12 protein-coding genes are annotated in these 17,233 nt (G+C 72.5%); 6 read left to right on the top strand and 6 right to left on the bottom strand.

What is annotated here, in order from left to right; translation table 11 throughout:
- Positions 1 to 3 precede the first annotated feature (3 nt).
- Together OIE74_RS25840 and OIE74_RS25835 are read left to right on the top strand one after the other, a co-directional pair.
- Complete coding sequence (locus OIE74_RS25840; RefSeq protein ID WP_329387583.1) at positions 4 to 1,359, top strand: vWA domain-containing protein; 1,356 nt, start codon at positions 4 to 6, stop codon at positions 1,357 to 1,359.
- A 66-nt stretch (positions 1,360 to 1,425) separates the two neighbouring features.
- Positions 1,426 to 2,604: an FHA domain-containing protein gene (locus tag OIE74_RS25835; protein WP_329387581.1), complete on the top strand. Its 1,179-nt coding sequence runs from the start codon at positions 1,426 to 1,428 to the stop codon at positions 2,602 to 2,604.
- On the opposite strand, the gene OIE74_RS25830 is transcribed toward OIE74_RS25835, so the two are convergent.
- Positions 2,585 to 3,610, bottom strand: a complete 1,026-nt coding sequence (locus tag OIE74_RS25830; RefSeq protein WP_443076230.1) for a methyltransferase domain-containing protein — start codon at positions 3,608 to 3,610, stop codon at positions 2,585 to 2,587. The two genes, OIE74_RS25835 and OIE74_RS25830, sit on opposite strands and share 20 nt — an antisense overlap.
- Before the next feature lie 147 nt (positions 3,611 to 3,757).
- On the opposite strand from OIE74_RS25830, the gene OIE74_RS25825 reads away from it, so the two are divergent.
- The 4 genes from OIE74_RS25825 (at position 3,758) to OIE74_RS25810 (ending at position 11,734) form a co-directional block, all read left to right on the top strand.
- Positions 3,758 to 4,156, top strand: a complete 399-nt coding sequence (locus OIE74_RS25825) for a globin (protein ID WP_329387579.1) — start codon at positions 3,758 to 3,760, stop codon at positions 4,154 to 4,156.
- 174 nt (positions 4,157 to 4,330) lie between these two features.
- Complete coding sequence (locus OIE74_RS25820) at positions 4,331 to 7,759, top strand: FtsX-like permease family protein (protein WP_329387577.1); 3,429 nt, start codon at positions 4,331 to 4,333, stop codon at positions 7,757 to 7,759.
- Position 7,760: 1 nt separating this feature from the next.
- Complete coding sequence (locus OIE74_RS25815) at positions 7,761 to 10,676, top strand: ABC transporter permease (protein ID WP_443076229.1); 2,916 nt, start codon at positions 7,761 to 7,763, stop codon at positions 10,674 to 10,676.
- The gene (locus OIE74_RS25810) at positions 10,673 to 11,734 is read left to right on the top strand and encodes an ATP-binding cassette domain-containing protein (RefSeq protein ID WP_329387574.1); all 1,062 of its coding nucleotides are present in this window, start codon (positions 10,673 to 10,675) and stop codon (positions 11,732 to 11,734) included. The genes OIE74_RS25815 and OIE74_RS25810 overlap by 4 nt, the downstream gene beginning before the upstream one ends.
- A 60-nt stretch (positions 11,735 to 11,794) precedes the next feature.
- On the opposite strand, the gene OIE74_RS25805 is transcribed toward OIE74_RS25810, so the two are convergent.
- The 5 genes from OIE74_RS25805 to OIE74_RS25785 all read right to left on the bottom strand — a co-directional run bounded on the left by OIE74_RS25805 (position 11,795) and on the right by OIE74_RS25785 (position 17,077).
- Entirely contained in the window at positions 11,795 to 12,487 is a 693-nt protein-coding gene (locus OIE74_RS25805; protein ID WP_329387572.1) for a hypothetical protein, read from the bottom strand.
- The gene (locus tag OIE74_RS25800) at positions 12,484 to 12,909 is read right to left on the bottom strand and encodes an acyl-CoA thioesterase (RefSeq protein ID WP_329387570.1); all 426 of its coding nucleotides are present in this window, start codon (positions 12,907 to 12,909) and stop codon (positions 12,484 to 12,486) included. Before OIE74_RS25800 ends, OIE74_RS25805 begins: the two co-directional genes overlap by 4 nt.
- A gap of 1 nt (position 12,910) precedes the next feature.
- On the bottom strand, positions 12,911 to 14,575 hold the full coding sequence (gene ettA / locus OIE74_RS25795) for an energy-dependent translational throttle protein EttA (RefSeq protein WP_189107073.1): 1,665 nt from the start codon (positions 14,573 to 14,575) through the stop codon (positions 12,911 to 12,913).
- A gap of 280 nt (positions 14,576 to 14,855) precedes the next feature.
- On the bottom strand, positions 14,856 to 16,280 hold the full coding sequence (locus OIE74_RS25790) for a Cys-Gln thioester bond-forming surface protein (RefSeq protein ID WP_443076228.1): 1,425 nt from the start codon (positions 16,278 to 16,280) through the stop codon (positions 14,856 to 14,858).
- Positions 16,281 to 16,495: 215 nt separating this feature from the next.
- A complete protein-coding gene (locus OIE74_RS25785; RefSeq protein ID WP_329387568.1) occupies positions 16,496 to 17,077 on the bottom strand; it encodes a single-stranded DNA-binding protein in 582 nt (193 codons plus the stop codon).
- Positions 17,078 to 17,233: the final 156 nt, after the last annotated feature.

The raw sequence follows: 17,233 nt of genomic DNA, 5'->3' as shown, positions 1-17,233 counted from the left end.
CAGATGGCGAACTTCTCGAAGTCGACCGTGCCGCAGTTCTCCGTCGATGTGTACCAGAACGAGTACCTGCCGGAGGGCGGGCGAGAGGTGAACGCGATCGTGACGGTCACCTCCACCGGAGGTGGTACGACCGGCGGGGTGCCCCTCGCGGGAGCGTCCCCCAGGCCCACGAGGCCGCCGGGCGAGGGCCCCGACGCGGCCGTGGTGATCATGGTCGACTGCTCGGGATCGATGGACTACCCGCCGACGAAGATGCGCAACGCCCGCGACGCCACGTCCGCCGCCATCGACACCCTGCGCGACGGTGTCGCCTTCGCCGTCGTCGCCGGTACGCATGTGGCCAAGGAGGTCTACCCGGGCAACGGCGCCCTCGCGGTCGCGGACGCCGCCACCCGCGCGGAGGCCGGGAACGCCCTGCGCAAGCTGAGCGCCGGCGGCGGTACCGCCATCGGCACCTGGCTGCGGCTCGCGGACCGGCTGCTGTCCTCGGCCGACGTGTCGATCAGGCACGGCATCCTGCTCACCGACGGCCGTAACGAGCACGAGACCCCGGAGGATCTGCGCGCCTCGCTCGACGCCTGTGCGGGCCGGTTCACCTGCGACGCCCGTGGCGTCGGTACCGACTGGGTGGTGAAAGAGGTCACAGGCATCGCCTCGGCGATGCTCGGCACGGCGGACATCGTCGCCGATCCGGCGGGCCTGGCCGCCGACTTCACGGAGATGATGGAGAACGCGATGGGCAAGGAGGTCGCGGACGTCGCCCTGCGGCTCTGGACACCCGTCGGTGTGGAGATCAAGTTCGTCAAGCAGGTGGCACCGACGGTCGAGGAGCTGACCGAGCGGCGTACGGACGCCAACCCCCGTGCCGGGGACTATCCGACGGGCTCCTGGGGCGACGAGTCCCGTGACTACCACGTATCGGTCCAGGTCCCGGAGGCGGGCGTCGGACAGGAGATGCTCGCGGCGAGGGTCTCGCTGATCCTCCCGGCGGCCGACGGCACGTCACAGGTGCTGTCCCAGGGGCTGGTACGGGCGGTCTGGACCGACGACATGGCGGCGTCGACGTCCATCAATCCGCAGGTCGCGCACTACACCGGCCAGGCCGAACTGGCACAGGTGATCCAGCAGGGCCTGGAGGCCCGTAAGTCGGGGGACTTCGACGGCGCGACCGCCAAACTGGGCCGCGCGGTACAGCTCGCGTCGGACTCCGGGAACGCGGATACGGCGAAATTGCTTTCGAAGGTGGTGGACGTGGTCGATGCGGCGACGGGTACTGTGCGACTGAAAGCGAAGGTGGCGGACGCGGACGAGATGACACTGGAAACTCGCTCGACCAAAACCGTTCGCGTCAAGAAATAGCGAACAGCGACAAGCAGCGAACAGCAGCGGCCTGCGGGCCGGACGAGGAGAGGGGGAAGCGCCGACATGCCGACTTGCCCGAACGGACACCAGTCGGGTTCCGACGACTGGTGCGAGGTCTGCGGCCATCGCATGGCGGCCGGAGCCGGTGCTCCCGCCGGTTCGGTGCCGCCGCCTCCGCCACCGCCGCCCGCGCCCGGTTACGGCTACCCGCAGGACCCGAACGCGACGGCGCAGGCGGAGCTCTGCCCGCAGTGCCGTACGCCGCGTGAGGGCAACGCCCTGTTCTGCGAGGAGTGCCGGTGGAACTTCCTCACCAACACGGCGACCTCGTACACACCGCTGGCGCCGCAGCACCAGGGGCCCGGTGGACCGGGCGGGCCGGGTGGCCCGGGGGGCGCTCCGCCTCCCGGACTGAACCTGCCGCCGGGCTTCCAGGCCCAGCAGTCGCCGCCCCGGCCGCCCGACCCGTACGACTACCAGGGCTCGCGCCCTTCGCAGCTGAACCGGCCCGCCGAGCCGCTGGCGCCCGATCAGCAGGGTCAGCCGGGTGGGCTCGGACCGCAGGGCGGACCTCCCGGGCCTCCCGGACTCCCCGGACCTCCTGGGCCGCACGGTCAGCAGGGGCCTCCGCCGCCCCCGCCGTACCAGCAGCAGGGTCCGCCTTCGCCTCCCTCGTTCCAGCAGTCGGGGCCGCCGGCCCCGCCGCAGCAGACCGGTGGCGACGACTGGGTGCTGCCGCCGCCCTCACAGGCGGGTGCTCCGGCGCCCCCGCACCAGTTCCAGCAGGGACCGCCTCCGCAGCAGCAGCACCAGCCGCCGCACCAGTACCAGCCGCCCGGCAACTGGACCGCGGTCGTCGCCCCGGATCGTGAGTACTTCATGGCGATGATGCAGCGCAGCGGCCCCGAGGCGACGGGCCTCAACTTGCCCGCGTACTCACCGGAACAGCACCTTCCGATGACCGGGAACCAGATCACCATCGGCCGTCGGCGCCACTCCACCGGCGAGTCCCCGGATGTCGACCTGTCGGTGCCGCCGGAGGACCCGGGCGTCTCGCACCAGCACGCGGTCCTGGTCCAGCAGCCCGATGGCAGCTGGGCGGTCGTCGATCAGAACTCCACCAACGGCACGACGCTGAACGGCGCCGAGGACCCGATCCAGCCGTACGTCCCCGTCCCGCTCAACGACGGCGACCGCGTGCACGTCGGCGCCTGGACGACGATCACGATCCGCCGGGGCTGAGTGGCCAGACGTACGGCCCCGAGGGATCGTCCAGCCAGGCCCACTGCCGGTCGGGGCCGACCGTGATGCCGAACCTCTCCCGCTGCGGGCGCCCCTCGCGCTCCCAGAGGGAGAGGGCCTCGTGCGGGTCCAGGCTGCCCGCCGTGAGCGAGAGCATGAAGCGGAAGAGATCGTTCTCCAGCGCTCGCCGGGGCAGCCCGCCGATCCGCTGGAGAACGGGCAGCGCGGCCTCCTCCTGCCCGCCCCGCAGGGGGACGAAGAAGGCCGACGTGTGCAGGAAGTGCCCTTCCGCGTAACGGCCGTGGGCGGATTCGCCGATGTCCAGCGCGATCAGCCCGGTGGACAGCGGCGAGAGGATCCGCGCCCCGTCCGCGCACTGCGCCAGCCAGCCGGACGGCACGGCGGGCAGCGTGCAGGTCACGATGATCCGGTCGAAGGGCGCCCGCCGGCGGCAGCCGAGCGCGCCGTCTCCCGTGACGACGGTGGGCCGGTATCCGGCCGCCGCGAGGTGTGTACGGGCGGACTCCGTGATCTCCGGATCCAGATCGATCGTCGTCACGCGGTCGTCGCCCAGCCGGTGCGAGAGCAGCCCCGCGTTGTAGCCGGTGCCCGCGCCGATCTCCAGGACCGTCTGCCCGTCGTGCACGTCGAGCGCCGCGAGCATCCCGGCCATCAGGGAGGGCTGGCTGCTGGACGAGATCAGTTCACCGTCCCGTACGCGGGTGGCCAGCGCCCCGTCCGCGTACACGCCGCGCAGCCAGCGCAGCCGCCGGGCCGGGTCGGGGTCCTCGCACCACAGCCGGTCGTGGCCGCCGGGCCGGCTGACGAAGTAGTACGGGACGAACAGATGCCGCGGCACCTCCTCGAAGGCCGCGCGCCAGGCCGGGTCGTCCAGGACCCCCTCGGCGGCCATGCCGCGCACCATGGCGGCACGCGCCTCGGCGGCGACGCCCTCGACCTCGTCGCCGGGCCCGTACGCCTCGCGGTGCTCATGGTGAACGCCCATGGTTCCACTGTCCTGTGTCACGGGCGCGGAAGCGAGCAGTACCGGCTGCCCGACCGGAGGTAACCGGATTCGGGACCGGGAAGGCAGGTCGAAGAGGCAGGTCCTAGACCTCAGGTACTCGGCCGGTGCGTCTGAGACGATGGAGGGGTGAACAAGATTCCGCGCGGCACGCTTTCGGAGCAGACCTTCTACGAGCAGGTCGGCGGCGAGGAGACCTTCCGGCGCCTTGTCCACCGCTTCTACCAGGGGGTCGCCGAGGACCCGCTGCTCCGGCCGATGTATCCGGAGGAGGACCTCGGGCCCGCCGAGGAGCGGTTCACGCTGTTCCTGATCCAGTACTGGGGCGGTCCCCGCACGTACAGCGACAACCGCGGCCACCCGCGGCTGCGGATGCGTCACGCTCCGTTCACCGTCGACCAGGCGGCGCACGACGCCTGGCTGCGGCACATGCGGACGGCCATCGACGAGCTGGGGCTCTCGGAGGAACACGAGACGCAGCTCTGGAACTACATGACGTACGCGGCCGCGTCGATGATCAACAGCTGAGACCATCTGCCCGGACCGGCCGTGGGCCCCTCGCTTCTGCCCCGGAATGCGGAACTCCCGTTCCGGACAACGGTCACGATCCGGTCAAAGTCCGGCCGTAAGCGGTTTCAGATGACGGCTGCCCTCTGAAAGTATCCGAGCTCCGGGGCGGGCGAGGGATCGGCGGGGGGACGCGTGACAGGGTTCGTCTTCCTGCGCGTCCGCGCGCACCGCCTCCTGCTCGCCGCGGCTCTGCTGGCCGTTCTTCTCACCACCTGCGTCCTGTCCGCCCTGACCGCCTTCTCCGGCTCCATCGGGGACGCAGCGCTGCGCCACACCCTCCAAGGGCGCGAGGCCGCCGCGGCAGCGCTCGTGATCACCGCGCAGGTCCCGGCGGGCGACCGGGAGACCGCGAACGAGGCGGCGTCCAAGGTCGCGAGGGAAGCGTTCGACGGGCTGCCCGTCACCGTACGGAAGCTGGAGCGTTCGGGGTCGTACGCGCTCCCCCGTGCCCTCCAGCCGCCTGCGGCGCGCAAGGGCGAACCCGACCTCACGCACTTCGCGACGCTCGACCGCTCGCGCGTACGGCTGGTGACGGGCGCCTGGCCGGACGGGGCGGAAGCCTCCGGCGCGGCGCCCGTGCAGGTCGCGTTCCCCGAAGAGGCCGCCACCCAGCTCGGGCTCAAGGCCGGGACGCGGCTCACCCTCGTCGACCGGCTGGGCGACCAACCCCTCACGATCCGGGTCACGGGCATCTACCGGCCGGCCGATCTCACCGACCCGTACTGGAAGTTGGACACCGTCGGTGGCCAGGGCGTCCAGACGGTCACCTTCACCACCTACGGCCCGCTGCTCGCCGACCCCGCCCTGTTCGACTCCGGGCGGCTCCCGGCGGGCGACCTGTCCTGGCTGGCCGCCGCCGATTTCCGGTCCGTCACCACCGGCCGTATCGGCTCGCTGCGCGCCGCCGCCGAGCGCGGCCCCAAGTCCCTCGCCGCGCAGCCGGTGTTCGACGGCGGTGTGACCGCGCGGACCACGCTGCCGAGCGTGCTCGACCGGACCGAACGCGCGCTGCTCGTGTCGCGCTCCACACTGCTGATCGTCGCCGTCCAGCTCGTCCTGCTCGCCGCCTGCGCCCTGCTGCTGGTCGCGCGGCTGCTGAGCACGGAGCGGACCGGCGAGACCGATCTGCTGCGGGCGCGCGGTGGTTCACGGCGCCGGATCGGCTGGCTCGCCACGGTCGAGGCACTGCTGCTGGCCGTGCCCGCGGCGATCTGCGCGCCGCTGCTCGCCGGGCCGCTGACCCGGCTGCTCGCCGAACGCGGCGGGCTCACCGAGATCGGGCTCCGGCTCGGTGACACCTCGACCGCAGAGGTGTGGCTGACCGGCGCCGGGGTCGCGCTGGCGTGCGCCGCCGCCGTCGTGGCGCCCGCACTCGCCTCCGCCGGCGTCACCCGGCTGCGGCGCGGCAGGGCGGGGGCGCTGCCCGGCCCGGTGCGCGCGGGCGCCGACGTGGGGCTGCTGGTGGTCGCGGCGGTGGCGTACTGGCAGCTGGACCGGCAGACCGCCACCTCGGGCGGCGGGGCGCTCAGCGGTGACACCCGGGGCGAGCTGGGCGTCGATCCGCTGCTGGTCGCCGCCCCCGCGCTGGCGCTGCTCGCTGGCACCGTACTGACCCTGCGCCTGCTGCCGCCCGTGGCGCGCCTCGCGGAACGGCGCGCGGCGAGCGGGAGGGGCCTCTCGGCGGCGCTCGCGGGCTGGCAGTTCAGCCGCCGGCCGCTGCGCGGCGCGGGTCCGGTGCTGCTGCTGGTGCTCGCCGTGGCGATGGGGATGCTGGCGATCGGGCAGAGCGCGTCGTGGGACCGGTCGCAGGAGGACCAGGCGGACTTCAGGACCGGCGCGTCGCTGCGGGTGCTGACGAACCGGCCCGGGGACCCCGGCCAGGCAGGGATCTACGCCGCGCTGCCGGGGGTACGGGAGGCGGCACCCGCGCACCGGGCCACCACCGATCTGTCGGCGGACCGGACGGCGACCGTCCTGGCGCTGGACACGGGTCAGGCCGGCGAGCGGATGCTCCTGCGCGACGACCTGGCCGGCGGGGGCGGCGAGGACGAGGGCGGGGAGGACGGGGACGGCGGCGGGGCGGCCCCGCTCCTCGACGCCGTACAGCCGCCGAAAACGGCGCGGCCGGGCCTCCCGCTGCCGGACGGGACCCGGCGGCTCCGGGTGACACTGCGGATCACCGACACCTCGGCGGGCGACGGGGTGTCGCCGACCGGCGGGGCTCCGTTCACCACGGTGGTGGTCGAGGACCGTTACGGCATCGGCTACCGCATGCTCGCGGGCGAGGTGCCCGTCGACGGCCGCCCGCACACCGTCACGCTCGATCTGACCGGAGCCTCGGACTCCGTACGCGGTCCACAGGCGGCGAGCACGCCGCTCACCCCGGCGGAACCGCTCACGCTGACCGGCCTCGTACTCGACACGAACGCCCCTCAGGGCCGGAGCGAGACCCACCGGCTCAGTGTCGACGCGCTCCAGTCCCTGGACGCCGAGGGGGCCGCGCGTACGGTGCGCGCCGACCCGGACTTCGGGTGGCAGGCGACGCGCCTCGGGTCGCTGGACGGCGAGGCCGACCCGGCGGTGCCGTTGAAGCCGGCCGTCTCGGCGTCAGCGCCGCTGGTGCTCACGTACCGGACGGGGGTCAGCCCTCAGGCCGGCAGCTCCTACGACCCGGCGCGGAGCATCAGCGTCCAGGTGGGCGTGGAGCGGCCCGATCCGCCCGCCGTGCTGCCCGCGATCGCCACCGGGACCTTCCTGCGTGCCGCCGGCGCGAAGACCGGGCAGAGCCTGGACGTCCAGGTCTCCGGCAACCGGCTCCGGGTCAGGATCGTGCGCGCGGTCGACCAGTTGCCCACCACAGGTCCCGGCGCCCTGAGCGCGCAGGCCGCCGCCGAGACCGCCGACGGCGGCCGTACGGGCGACGGCGGCGGGCTCCTGCTCGATCTGCGCGCCGTCAACCGGACACTCGCCGACCGGCGGGAGCCGTCGCTGGCCCCCACCGAGTGGTGGCTGAGCGCGGCGCCCGGCCGCGCGCCGGAGATCGCCGAGACGCTGCGCGAGCGGTCCGACGTCGACCCGGCACAGGTGATGGTGCGCGACGAGACCGTGGACGAGCTGCTGACCGATCCGCTGGGTGTCGGCCCGCAGTCGGCGCTGCTGGCCGCTGCCATCGCGGCGGCGGCGCTGGCGGCCGTCGGCTTCGCGGTGAGCGCGGCGGGATCGGTACGTGAACGGGGCGCCGAATTCGCCCTGTTGCGGGCGCTGGGCACCCCGCGCCGCCAACTCGCGCGCCTGCTGGCCGCCGAACAGGGGCTGCTCCTCGCCGTCGCGCTCCTGGTCGGCCTCGCCCTCGGCGCCGTACTCACCAGGGCGGTCGTCCCTCTGGTCGTACTGACCGGCCAGGCCACCCAGCCGGTGCCGCACGTCCTGGTCGACCTGCCGGCCGGCCAGGTCGCCGCGCTGCTGGCGGGGGTGTCCGTGCTTCCGCTGCTGCTGATCGCGTACTTCACCCTGCGCCGTACGGACCCGGCGGTCACGCTGCGCGAACGGGGAGGCAACTGAGATGCGCGCCGGCTCGCCCTATCCGTCCCATCCATCTCATCCGTCTCATCCGTCCCGTCCCGCGCGGGTCGTCGCGCCCTGGGTGCGGACACGGTTGCGGACCGCGCCCGGGGCCGCCGCCGCGATGGCCGTGCTCGTCGTGCTCACCGCGTACCTCGCCGCCGCGTTCCCGCGCTCCGTCGACGCCTACGAGACGAACGGCCTGCGCCACGACATCCGTACCGCCACGGCTGCCGAGAGCGTCCTGGAGGTCACCTCGGCGCCGCCAGGCCTCGGGATGCCGCAGCCGGAGCGGGAGAAGACCCTGCGCGCCGCCTGGGTGACACAGGCACAGCGGAACATCACCCGGAGTCTGCCCGCGCCGATACGGGCCGCCGATGGCAGTTCGGCGTACGGCGTACGGACCTCCGAGCCGGTCGAGGGCACCGACCCCTGGCTGCCCGCGCCGGACAGTCTGCCGCCGATGCTCACCCTCGCCGCCCAGGCCGGCCTCGACCGCCACTCCACCCTCCGCGAGGGCCGGCTCCCGCGCGCCGACGGCCCGGTGACGGCGGTCACCAAAGAGGTGGAGGCGGCGGTCACCGCCGAGACCGCGAAGTCGCTGCGGCTCAAGGTCGGTTCGGTGGTGCATGTGCCCGGTGTGGACCGGGACGAGCTCGGCGTACGGATCACCGGAATCGTCGCGCCACGGCAGCCGGACAACAGCTACTGGTCCGTCGAGACCACACTCGGCTCCCCCGCCCTGGTCACCAAACCGACCAACGACCGCCCCCAGCCCCGCTACTGGCGCGCCTCCCTCCTGCTGGCCCCGGACGCCGCGCCCGTACTGCTCGGCACCACCGGTGAACCCCGGCTGTACTGGCGCATCGCCCCCGACACCACGGAGCTCACCGCGCGCGACGCGCCTCAACTGGCCTCGGGCATCGCCTCGTTGGAGAGCGGCCCCGAGCTGACCGAACTGCGCGCCCCGACCGTCGTGGGTCCCGCGGCCGTGGTGGCGACGGGACTTGACGAGATCGTCGCCGGGCACCGCTCGATGCGCGCGGCCATCGCTCCGGTCGTCGCGGTCGCCGCGCTGGGGATCGGCGCGGTGGCCGGTGTCGTCCTGGTGATGGCGGGCGGCCTGACCGCAGCGCGGCGGCGGTCCGAACTCGCCCTGCTGCGCTCGCGCGGCGGCTCCTTGCCCGGAATCGGTGGCCGGCTTCTCGCCGAGACGGCGGTGATCGTCGTACCGGCGGCGGCCGTCGGTCTGCTGCCGGCCGTCCTGACCGTCCCGGAGGCCCGGCTGCTGCCCGCCGTGGCCGCCGCGGGCGGGGCGGCCCTGCTGGCGTGCGCGGCGCTGCCGGTCCGCGCCGTCGTGGCCCACCGCAGGCCCCAGGCGCGCGGAGGCCGGGAGGATCTCGTACGGGCCAGGCCGTCCCGCCGCCGCACGATCGCCGAACTGACCCTGCTGGCACTGGCCGTCGGCGCGGTGGTCGCACTGCGCCGGCGCGGCGCGGGCGGACCTGCCGACGCGGCCGGAGTCGACCTGGGTGACGCGGGCGGGGTGGGCGATGTGGACTATCTCGTCAGCTCCGCGCCGGTGCTGGCCGGGCTGATCGCCGCGCTCGTCCTCGTGCGTCTCTATCCGCTGCCGCTGCGTCTGGCCGGCCGTCCCGCCGGCCGGCTGCGCGGCGCCGTGGGCTTCCTCTCGCTGGCCCGCGCGGGCCGCGCGCCGACGTCGGGGGCACTGCCGCTGCTCGCCCTGCTGATCGCGCTGACGACGGCCGCCTTCGGCGGCTCCGTGCTCGCCGGGATCGACGGCGCGAGGGAGCGGGCCGCCGTGCTGGCGACGGGCGCCGACGCCCGGATCAGCCTCGTCGGTTCGTCGCCGGTGCTGCCCGACGGGCTGGCGGAGGCCGTGCGGAAGAGCGCGGGGGTCGGGGATGTCACCGCCGTACGGGTCGAGTACGGCGTACCGCTCCCGTCCGACAGCAAGGGGTTCCGGACGTCGCTCGGCGTGACCATGATCGGTGTGGAGCCGAAGGCGTACGCGCGGCTGGCGCGGGAGACGGGACTCGGGGAGTTCCCGGCTGCCGGGCTGAGGTCCGTGGGCGGGGGCGGGGTGCGCGACGGCGGGTCCGACCCGGGGCGGGTGCTGCCCGCGATCGCGTCGCCCGCCGTCGCCGAACGGCTCGGCGACGGGCCGCGCGACATCCAGTCGGCGGCCGGGGACTTCAAGGTGCGGGTGGCGGAAGTACGCCGGCACACCCCGGCGTCGCCCAGCGACGACTACCTCCTGGTGAACGCCGCCGATCTGACGCAGCGGGCGCCGACCACCCTGCTGGTCACCGGCGCGAAGCTGGACGGCGGGGCGCTGCGGCGGACGGTCACCGGATTCGGCGAGACGGCCGGTGGGACGGGCGGTGTGCCTTTCTCCGTGAAGCTGCGCACCGACGAGCGGAAGACGTTCGTCAACACGCCCATGCAGGAGGGCGCCGAGCGGATCTACGCGGCGGCGATCGCGGCGGGCGCGGGTTACGCCCTGCTGGCCCTGCTGCTCTCGCTGTCGCAGACGGCCCCGGAACGTGTCACGTTGCTGGCACGGCTGCGCACCATGGGCCTCACCAAGCGCCAGGGCCGCCAACTCCTGGGCCTGGAGGTCCTTCCACAGGCGCTGCTCGCCGCCGTGGGCGGGGCGTTCGTCGGCTGGGCGACCGTCGTGCTGCTGGCGCCCGGGGTGGATCTCGTACGCCTCGCGCTCACCACGACGTCGGACATCCCGCTGGACGGGGCGCCCCTGCGGGCCGACGCGTGGTCACTGGTGCTGCCGGCCGTGGGGGTGCTGGCGCTCGCCGCCGCGGTGTCGGTGGTGCAGGCGTGGTGGGCGGGGCGGCAAGGATCGATCAGCGAACTCAGGGCAGGAGACAGCCGATGACATCGTCGACCGGGTCCGGTGCGGGGGCCGATCGTTCGGCCGGGACGACGCTGGAGCAGTTGGAGCGGCGGGCGGGCAGCCATCGCGACCGGCCCTCGTACGGGCACGACGCGCTCATCGCCTGCGACCGGCTGGTGCGGATCTTCACCGCCGACGGGGTGGAGGTACAGGCGCTCCAGGGCCTCGATCTGCTGGTGGCCGAGGGCGAGTTGATGGCTCTGGTGGGCGCGTCCGGCAGCGGCAAGTCGACGCTGATGAACATCCTGGCCGGCCTGGACGTGCCCACGGCCGGGGCCGCGAAGGTGGCGGGCCGCGATCTCCTGGGCATGGACGCGAAGGCGCGGCTGCGTTACCGGCGTGAGGCGGTGGGCTTCGTCTGGCAGGAGACCGGACGGAACCTGCTCCCGTACATGACGGCGGCTCAGAACGTCGCCCTGCCGATGCAGTTGAGCGGCCGGGGCCGGGATGGCGGCGGCCGGGACGACGGCCGAGGTGGTCGTGGTCGTGGTCGTGGTCGTGGTCGTCGGGCGGAGCGCGCCGCGCGGGCCGAATCGCTGCTGACGATGCTGGACGTGGCGGACTGCCGCGACCGCCGCCCGCACCAGATGTCCGGCGGCCAGCAGCAACGGGTGGCGATAGCCGTCGCCCTCGCCAACTCCCCTTCCGTACTGCTGGCCGACGAGCCGACGGGCGAACTGGACTCGGCGACCGGGGAGCAGGTGTTCGCCGCGTTCCGCCGCGCGAACGAGGAGCTGGGCACGACGATCGTGATCGTCACCCATGACCAGGAGGTCGCGGGCGAGGTCCGCCGGACGGTCGCCATCCGCGACGGCCGCACCTCGTCGGAGGTCCTGCGCCGCAAGGAGGTCGACGCGACGACGGGCCAGGAGTCGGTGGTGGCCCGGGAGTACGCGATGCTCGACCGCGCGGGCCGCCTCCAGCTGCCCGCCGACTACACGAAGGCACTGGCCCTGGAACACCGCGTCCTGCTGGAACTGGAACAGGACCACATCCAGATCTGGCCCGACACCCAGCGGCCGGAAACCCGACCCGAGTGACCCGGGCCCTCTTCGGACGCCCCGTCCCTGAGGTCCCCGTCCCTCAGGCCCCCGGCGCGCTCAGGTCGGGGTGACGCTCAGAGCGCCGATGCCGCCGGTGCCCGTCTCCCGTACGGCGATGGAGCCGTACGGCGTCCGCAGGCGCAGCCAGCCGGCGGCCCGTAGCAGCGCCACCGGGGCGCTCTCGGGCATCGGGCGCAGGAAGCCCACCGACTGCGCGGCGTGTACGGCGCGCAGCGGCAGGCCCGTGTCCTCGACCGTTCGGGACCAGATCTCGCGGCCGATCCTGTCCCGTTCGGCGCGGTCCCGGTGCGCCGCGGGCAACGCCTCGTCGCGCGTGCGGAATTCGGCGACCGCCGCCGCGACCGCCTCGCGCAGCGCGGCGGGTCCCGGCAGGCCGGGCACCCGCTGCCAGCCGCCGCGCGGTGGCAGCACCCCGGTCCACGGCGGCCCGGTGACGGCGGCGGGCAGTGCGAAGGTGCCCGTCAACTCGTCGATGGATTCGAGGAGTTCACCGGCGGACACGGTGACGTCGAGCCGCACCTCCGCCGCCTCCTCACGCAACCGCGCCGTACGGATCGCGAGGACCTCCAGCGCCGGCGGCCGCCCGAACACCGCCACCGCTCCGGCGCCCACCTGGAGGCGTACCGCGGCGGCCCGGTCGTAGCGGATCAGCCGGCCGAGGAAGGCGGCCAGATCGGCCGCCTCCGCCGTGTCGGCGAGCCGCAGCGCCCGCACGGTCGTCGCCGTCATGCCGCGAGTGCCTCCGCGTCGTCCAGGTACTTCACCAGGAAGGACTTCTCCTCGGCCGTGATCCGCCGCGGCCTGCCCGCCTCAAGGTCGTACGGCACGACGACCGTCGAGGCCCGTACGTACACCTGGTCCTCGTCCTTGATCTCGTACGCGATCGTGAGCGTCGCCGCGCCGATCTTCGTCACCCACAACTCGACGGTCACCGGCTCGTGCCGGTGGACCAGCGGCAGTTTGTAGTCGATCTCGTGCCGGGCCACGACGGACCCGCCCGCGAAGGACGGCGAACCCTCCCCCGGCGCCAGCCGGAACATGAAGTCGATACGCGCTTCCTCCAGATAGCGGATGAACACGACGTTGTTGACGTGCCCGAAGGCGTCCATGTCCGACCAGCGCATGGGGCAGCTGTAGTGGTGGCGGGCCATGTCAGCCTCGGGTCAGCTTCTTGTACGTGGCGCGGTGGGGCCGGGCGGCGTCGGCACCGAGCCGCTCCACCTTGTTCTTCTCGTACGACTCGTAGTTGCCCTCGAACCAGAACCACTTGGACTCGCCCTCGTACGCCAGGATGTGCGTGGCGACGCGGTCGAGGAACCAGCGGTCGTGGGAGATGATCACGGCCGCCCCGGAGAACTCCAGCAGCGCGTTCTCCAGCGACGACAGCGTCTCGACGTCGAGGTCGTTGGTCGGTTCGTCGAGGAGCAGCAGGTTGCCGCCCTGCTTGAGCGTCAGCGCCAGGTTGAGGCGGTTGCGCTCACCACCGGAGAGGACACCGGCCGGCTTCTGCTGGTCCGGACCCTTGAAGCCGAACGCGGAGACGTACGCCCGCGAGGGCATCTCGACGTGCCCGACGTTGATGTAGTCCAGCTCGTCGGAGACGACGGCCCACAGCGACTTCTTCGGGTCGATGTTGGCGCGGCCCTGGTCGACGTAGCTGATCTGGACGGTCTCGCCGACCTTGATGTCGCCGGAGTCCGGCGTCTCCAGGCCCTGGATCATCTTGAAGAGCGTGGTCTTGCCGGCGCCGTTGGGGCCGATGACACCGACGATGCCGTTGCGCGGCAGCGAGAAGGACAGGTCGTCGATCAGGACCTTGTCGCCGAACGCCTTGTTCAGGTGCTCGACCTCGACCACGACACTGCCCAGCCGCGGCCCCGGCGGGATCTGGATCTCCTCGAAGTCCAGCTTCCGCATCTTGTCGGCCTCGGCGGCCATCTCCTCGTAACGGGCCAGCCTGGCCTTCGACTTGGCCTGGCGCCCCTTCGCGTTGGAGCGGACCCACTCCAGCTCTTCCTTGAGCCGCTTGGCGCGCTTGGCGTCCTTCTGGCCCTCGACCTTCAGACGGGTCTGCTTGGTCTCCAGATACGTCGAGTAGTTGCCCTCGTAACCGATGGCACGGCCGCGGTCGAGCTCCAGGATCCAGCCCGCGACGTTGTCGAGGAAATACCGGTCGTGGGTGACGGCGACGACGGTGCCGGCGTACTTGGCGAGGTGCTGCTCCAGCCACTGCACGGACTCGGCGTCCAGGTGGTTGGTGGGCTCGTCCAGCAGCAGCAGGTCGGGCGCTTCGAGGAGCAGCTTGCAGAGCGCCACGCGGCGGCGCTCACCGCCGGACAGGTTGGTGACGGCCCAGTCGCCGGGCGGGCAGCCCAGCGCGTCCATGGCCTGCTCCAGCTGGGTGTCCAGGTCCCACGCGTTGGCGTGGTCGAGGTCCTCCTGGAGCTTGCCCATCTCGTCCATCAGGGCTTCGGAGTAGTCGGTCGCCATCAGCTCGGCGACCTCGTTGAACCTCTTCAGCTTGCCCATGGTCTCGGCGGCGCCGTCCTGGACGTTCTCCAGCACGGTCTTGCTCTCGTCCAGCGGCGGCTCCTGGAGCAGCATCCCGACCGAGTACCCGGGCGAGAGGAACGCGTCGCCGTTGGACGGCTGCTCCAGCCCGGCCATGATCTTCAGCACGGTGGACTTACCGGCGCCGTTGGGGCCGACCACACCGATCTTCGCACCGGGCAGGAAGCTCAGCGTCACGTCATCGAGGATGACCTTGTCGCCGTGCGCCTTGCGCGTCTTGCGCATCGTGTAGATGTACTCAGCCAAGAGAAACCGTCCGGCAATCGAGAAGGGCCAATGTGCGGCTCCGCCGCGTGAGGGCAGATAGAGCCATCTTGCCGCACGTCCCTCCCTGGGGAGAAACCGATAGTCCAGGCCTCGGACACACCGTCCCGGCCCGCGGGCCTCGCGGGCACGCGTGCCGGTCCGCACGCGGCCCCGGCGCGCGACCGGATTCGTCTGCGCGTCGGAGCCGCAGTCAGTGGCGGCCGGTGCCTGACCGGTCGGTGCTGACCCGGTGGGTGGGGCGTGCGATTCCCCGGGCGGGTCAGTCCTCGGTGGAAGGGTCGTCCTTCTTACGGAAGAAGAAGACCGCCGCGCCGCCCAGCACGACCAGCCCGATCGCGACGCCCGCGATCACCGGGGTGGCGTTGGAGGCGCCCGTCTCGGCGAGGTCGAGCCCGTCCGTGCCGACGGTGCCGCCCGCCGTCGCGGGCGCCAGCTGGGTGGTGGTCCCGTCGGTCGGCGAACCGGGGTTCCCGCTGGTCCGGCAGTCGAGAACGCCCTGGAAGTTCTTGGCGAGGCCACCGGGCCCGGTGATCGTGAAGTCGTACGCCTGGTCCTCGGCGACGGGCACGGTGACGATCCTGGACTTGCCCGCCTCGACCGTGTACTCCTGACCGGCGAGCGTGAAGGTGAACGGCTCGTCGCCCTTGTTGACGGCCGTGACGTCCACGCCGCCCTTCGCGCAGTTCTTCTCGGCGGATATCGCCGGCATCGCGCCCTTCGCGGCCCAGGTGGCGGTGGCCGTGGCCGAGACCGTGGACTCGCTGGAGCCGGCCAGGATCTGCGTCTGGCTCTTGGTGACCCCGGCGAACGCCCTGCCCACCGGCACCGATGTGGCTGTCTGCACGCTCAACGCTGCCGTGCCGTCGGCGGCGTCCTCGGGTATGTCGAAGAAGAGCTGCGCGCCGTCGGCCGCTTCGGTGACGGGCTTGCCGTTCTTGTCGGTGATCTTGATGCCCATGGCGGCGGCGTCGGCCGGCGGGGACACCGCGACACTGTCCGCGTCGGTACGGACGGTGACCGGCCCGAGACGCTCGCCGCTCCGCCCGGAGACCGCGCCGGGCTCCAGGGTGAGTGAGGCCTTGGGCTCACCGAGGTGGTCGGCGCTCCGCTCCAGCCAGTCCGCCAGCTTCTCGGCCTGCGGGTCCACCGCGTCGACGTCCGCGTTGTCGGAGTGACGCCAGATGGCGACCTGGGTACCGGCGGCGGCCGTCTGCGCGGTGAGCGGCCCGGTGCCCGCGCTCTCGGCGAGAGCCGCGAGATCGTCGACCTGGGGGTAGGAGTTCTGCAGGATCCAGCGGATCTTCCCGGCGTTCTTGTTCGCGCCGAGCGAGGTCTGGGCCCAGGGGGTCTCCAGGTACTTCGCCTGGTCCTGGGTGGGGTTGTGGATGTCGATGCAGTACGTCTTGAGCTTGCCGCCGCCGTCCACGGTCATCTCGAAGAGCCCGGCGGGCAGTTCGTGCGTCTGGCCGTCCGAGTGGAGCACGGCCTTGTCGTACGTCATGAGGCCGTCGAGCGTGGCGGTGGCGCCACCGCGGTGCTGGAGGGTGTCGTCGGCCACGGCCGCACCCGCGCCGGCCAGGGAGCCGGCCACGACGAGGCCCGAGGCGACGACCGAGACGGCCAGACGGGCGGCGACCCGCCTACGAGCGGTTGGAGCGAAGAACTGAGACAGCGCAGACAACACAGATTTTTTCCCTCCGTGCGAGGTCCTCCGCGTGAGACGCGTGGGGGGATTGCCTCGCCAGCAGACTCAAGTGCCCATGAGTACCCGGGAATCCTATGGACGGCGGAGAGCGCCGGTGCCCGTTCGTACGTTCCGATAACCGTTCCGAATCGGAATCGTTATCGCGCGTACCTTCGAGCCTGTTCCTCTATCGATAAATCTCTACAACTCCCCTGTCAGAGGGGCCCGGCCGACACCGCGACCGCCCCGGCCCGCGTCGTCGGCCCGTCCTGTTCGGACAGCCACGGTTGCGTATGCACCGGTTTGCCGACCGATCGCGTGTCCCCATCCGTACCGGCACCGCTCCCCGAGACGGCGTTCGCGGGCGAAGCCGCTGCCGAATTCGCCGCTGAAGTCGCTGCCGAGGCGTCCGCCGGACGTTCCGTCAGCGCCGGGTTCGCCCGCGCCACCCGTTTGAACGCCGAGGTCCCCCATGTCAGATCGTGACCGATCGACACCGCGTCGATGTCCACGAACGTCCTGCGCTGCCCGTCCTTCGCCTCGTCCCGCACGCGCAGCTTGCCGTGCACGACCAGCGGATCACCGACATTGACCGACGCGGTGAGATTCGCCCCGAGATTCCGCCACGCGCAGACGGTGTAGAAGCTCGTACTCCCGTCCGTCCAGACCGAATTCCGGCGGTCCCACCGGCGCGGAGTCACCGCGAACCTGAACCGCGCCACCCCGCCCGTCGGCGTTTCCCGGTATTCCACCCCCGTCGCCGCGTTTCCCACCAGCGTCACCACGGTGTCGTTCATGACGGCTCCCCACTTCTCCGGCTCATCGGTCCCGTCGACCGACCACTTCATGCTGGACCGGACGGGAAAATCCTGCCGACGCCTGTGGATTACTCGCCAGTTGTGAATAACTTCGCCACCCGTACGTGGTCCTCCGCTTCCAGCCGCCCCGCGCCG

Source organism: Streptomyces sp. NBC_01716, assembly GCF_036248275.1.
Taxonomy (GTDB): Bacteria; Actinomycetota; Actinomycetes; order Streptomycetales; family Streptomycetaceae; genus Streptomyces.
Note: the sequence above shows the minus strand (reverse complement) of the source record. Positions and strands in the feature narration are given on the sequence as shown.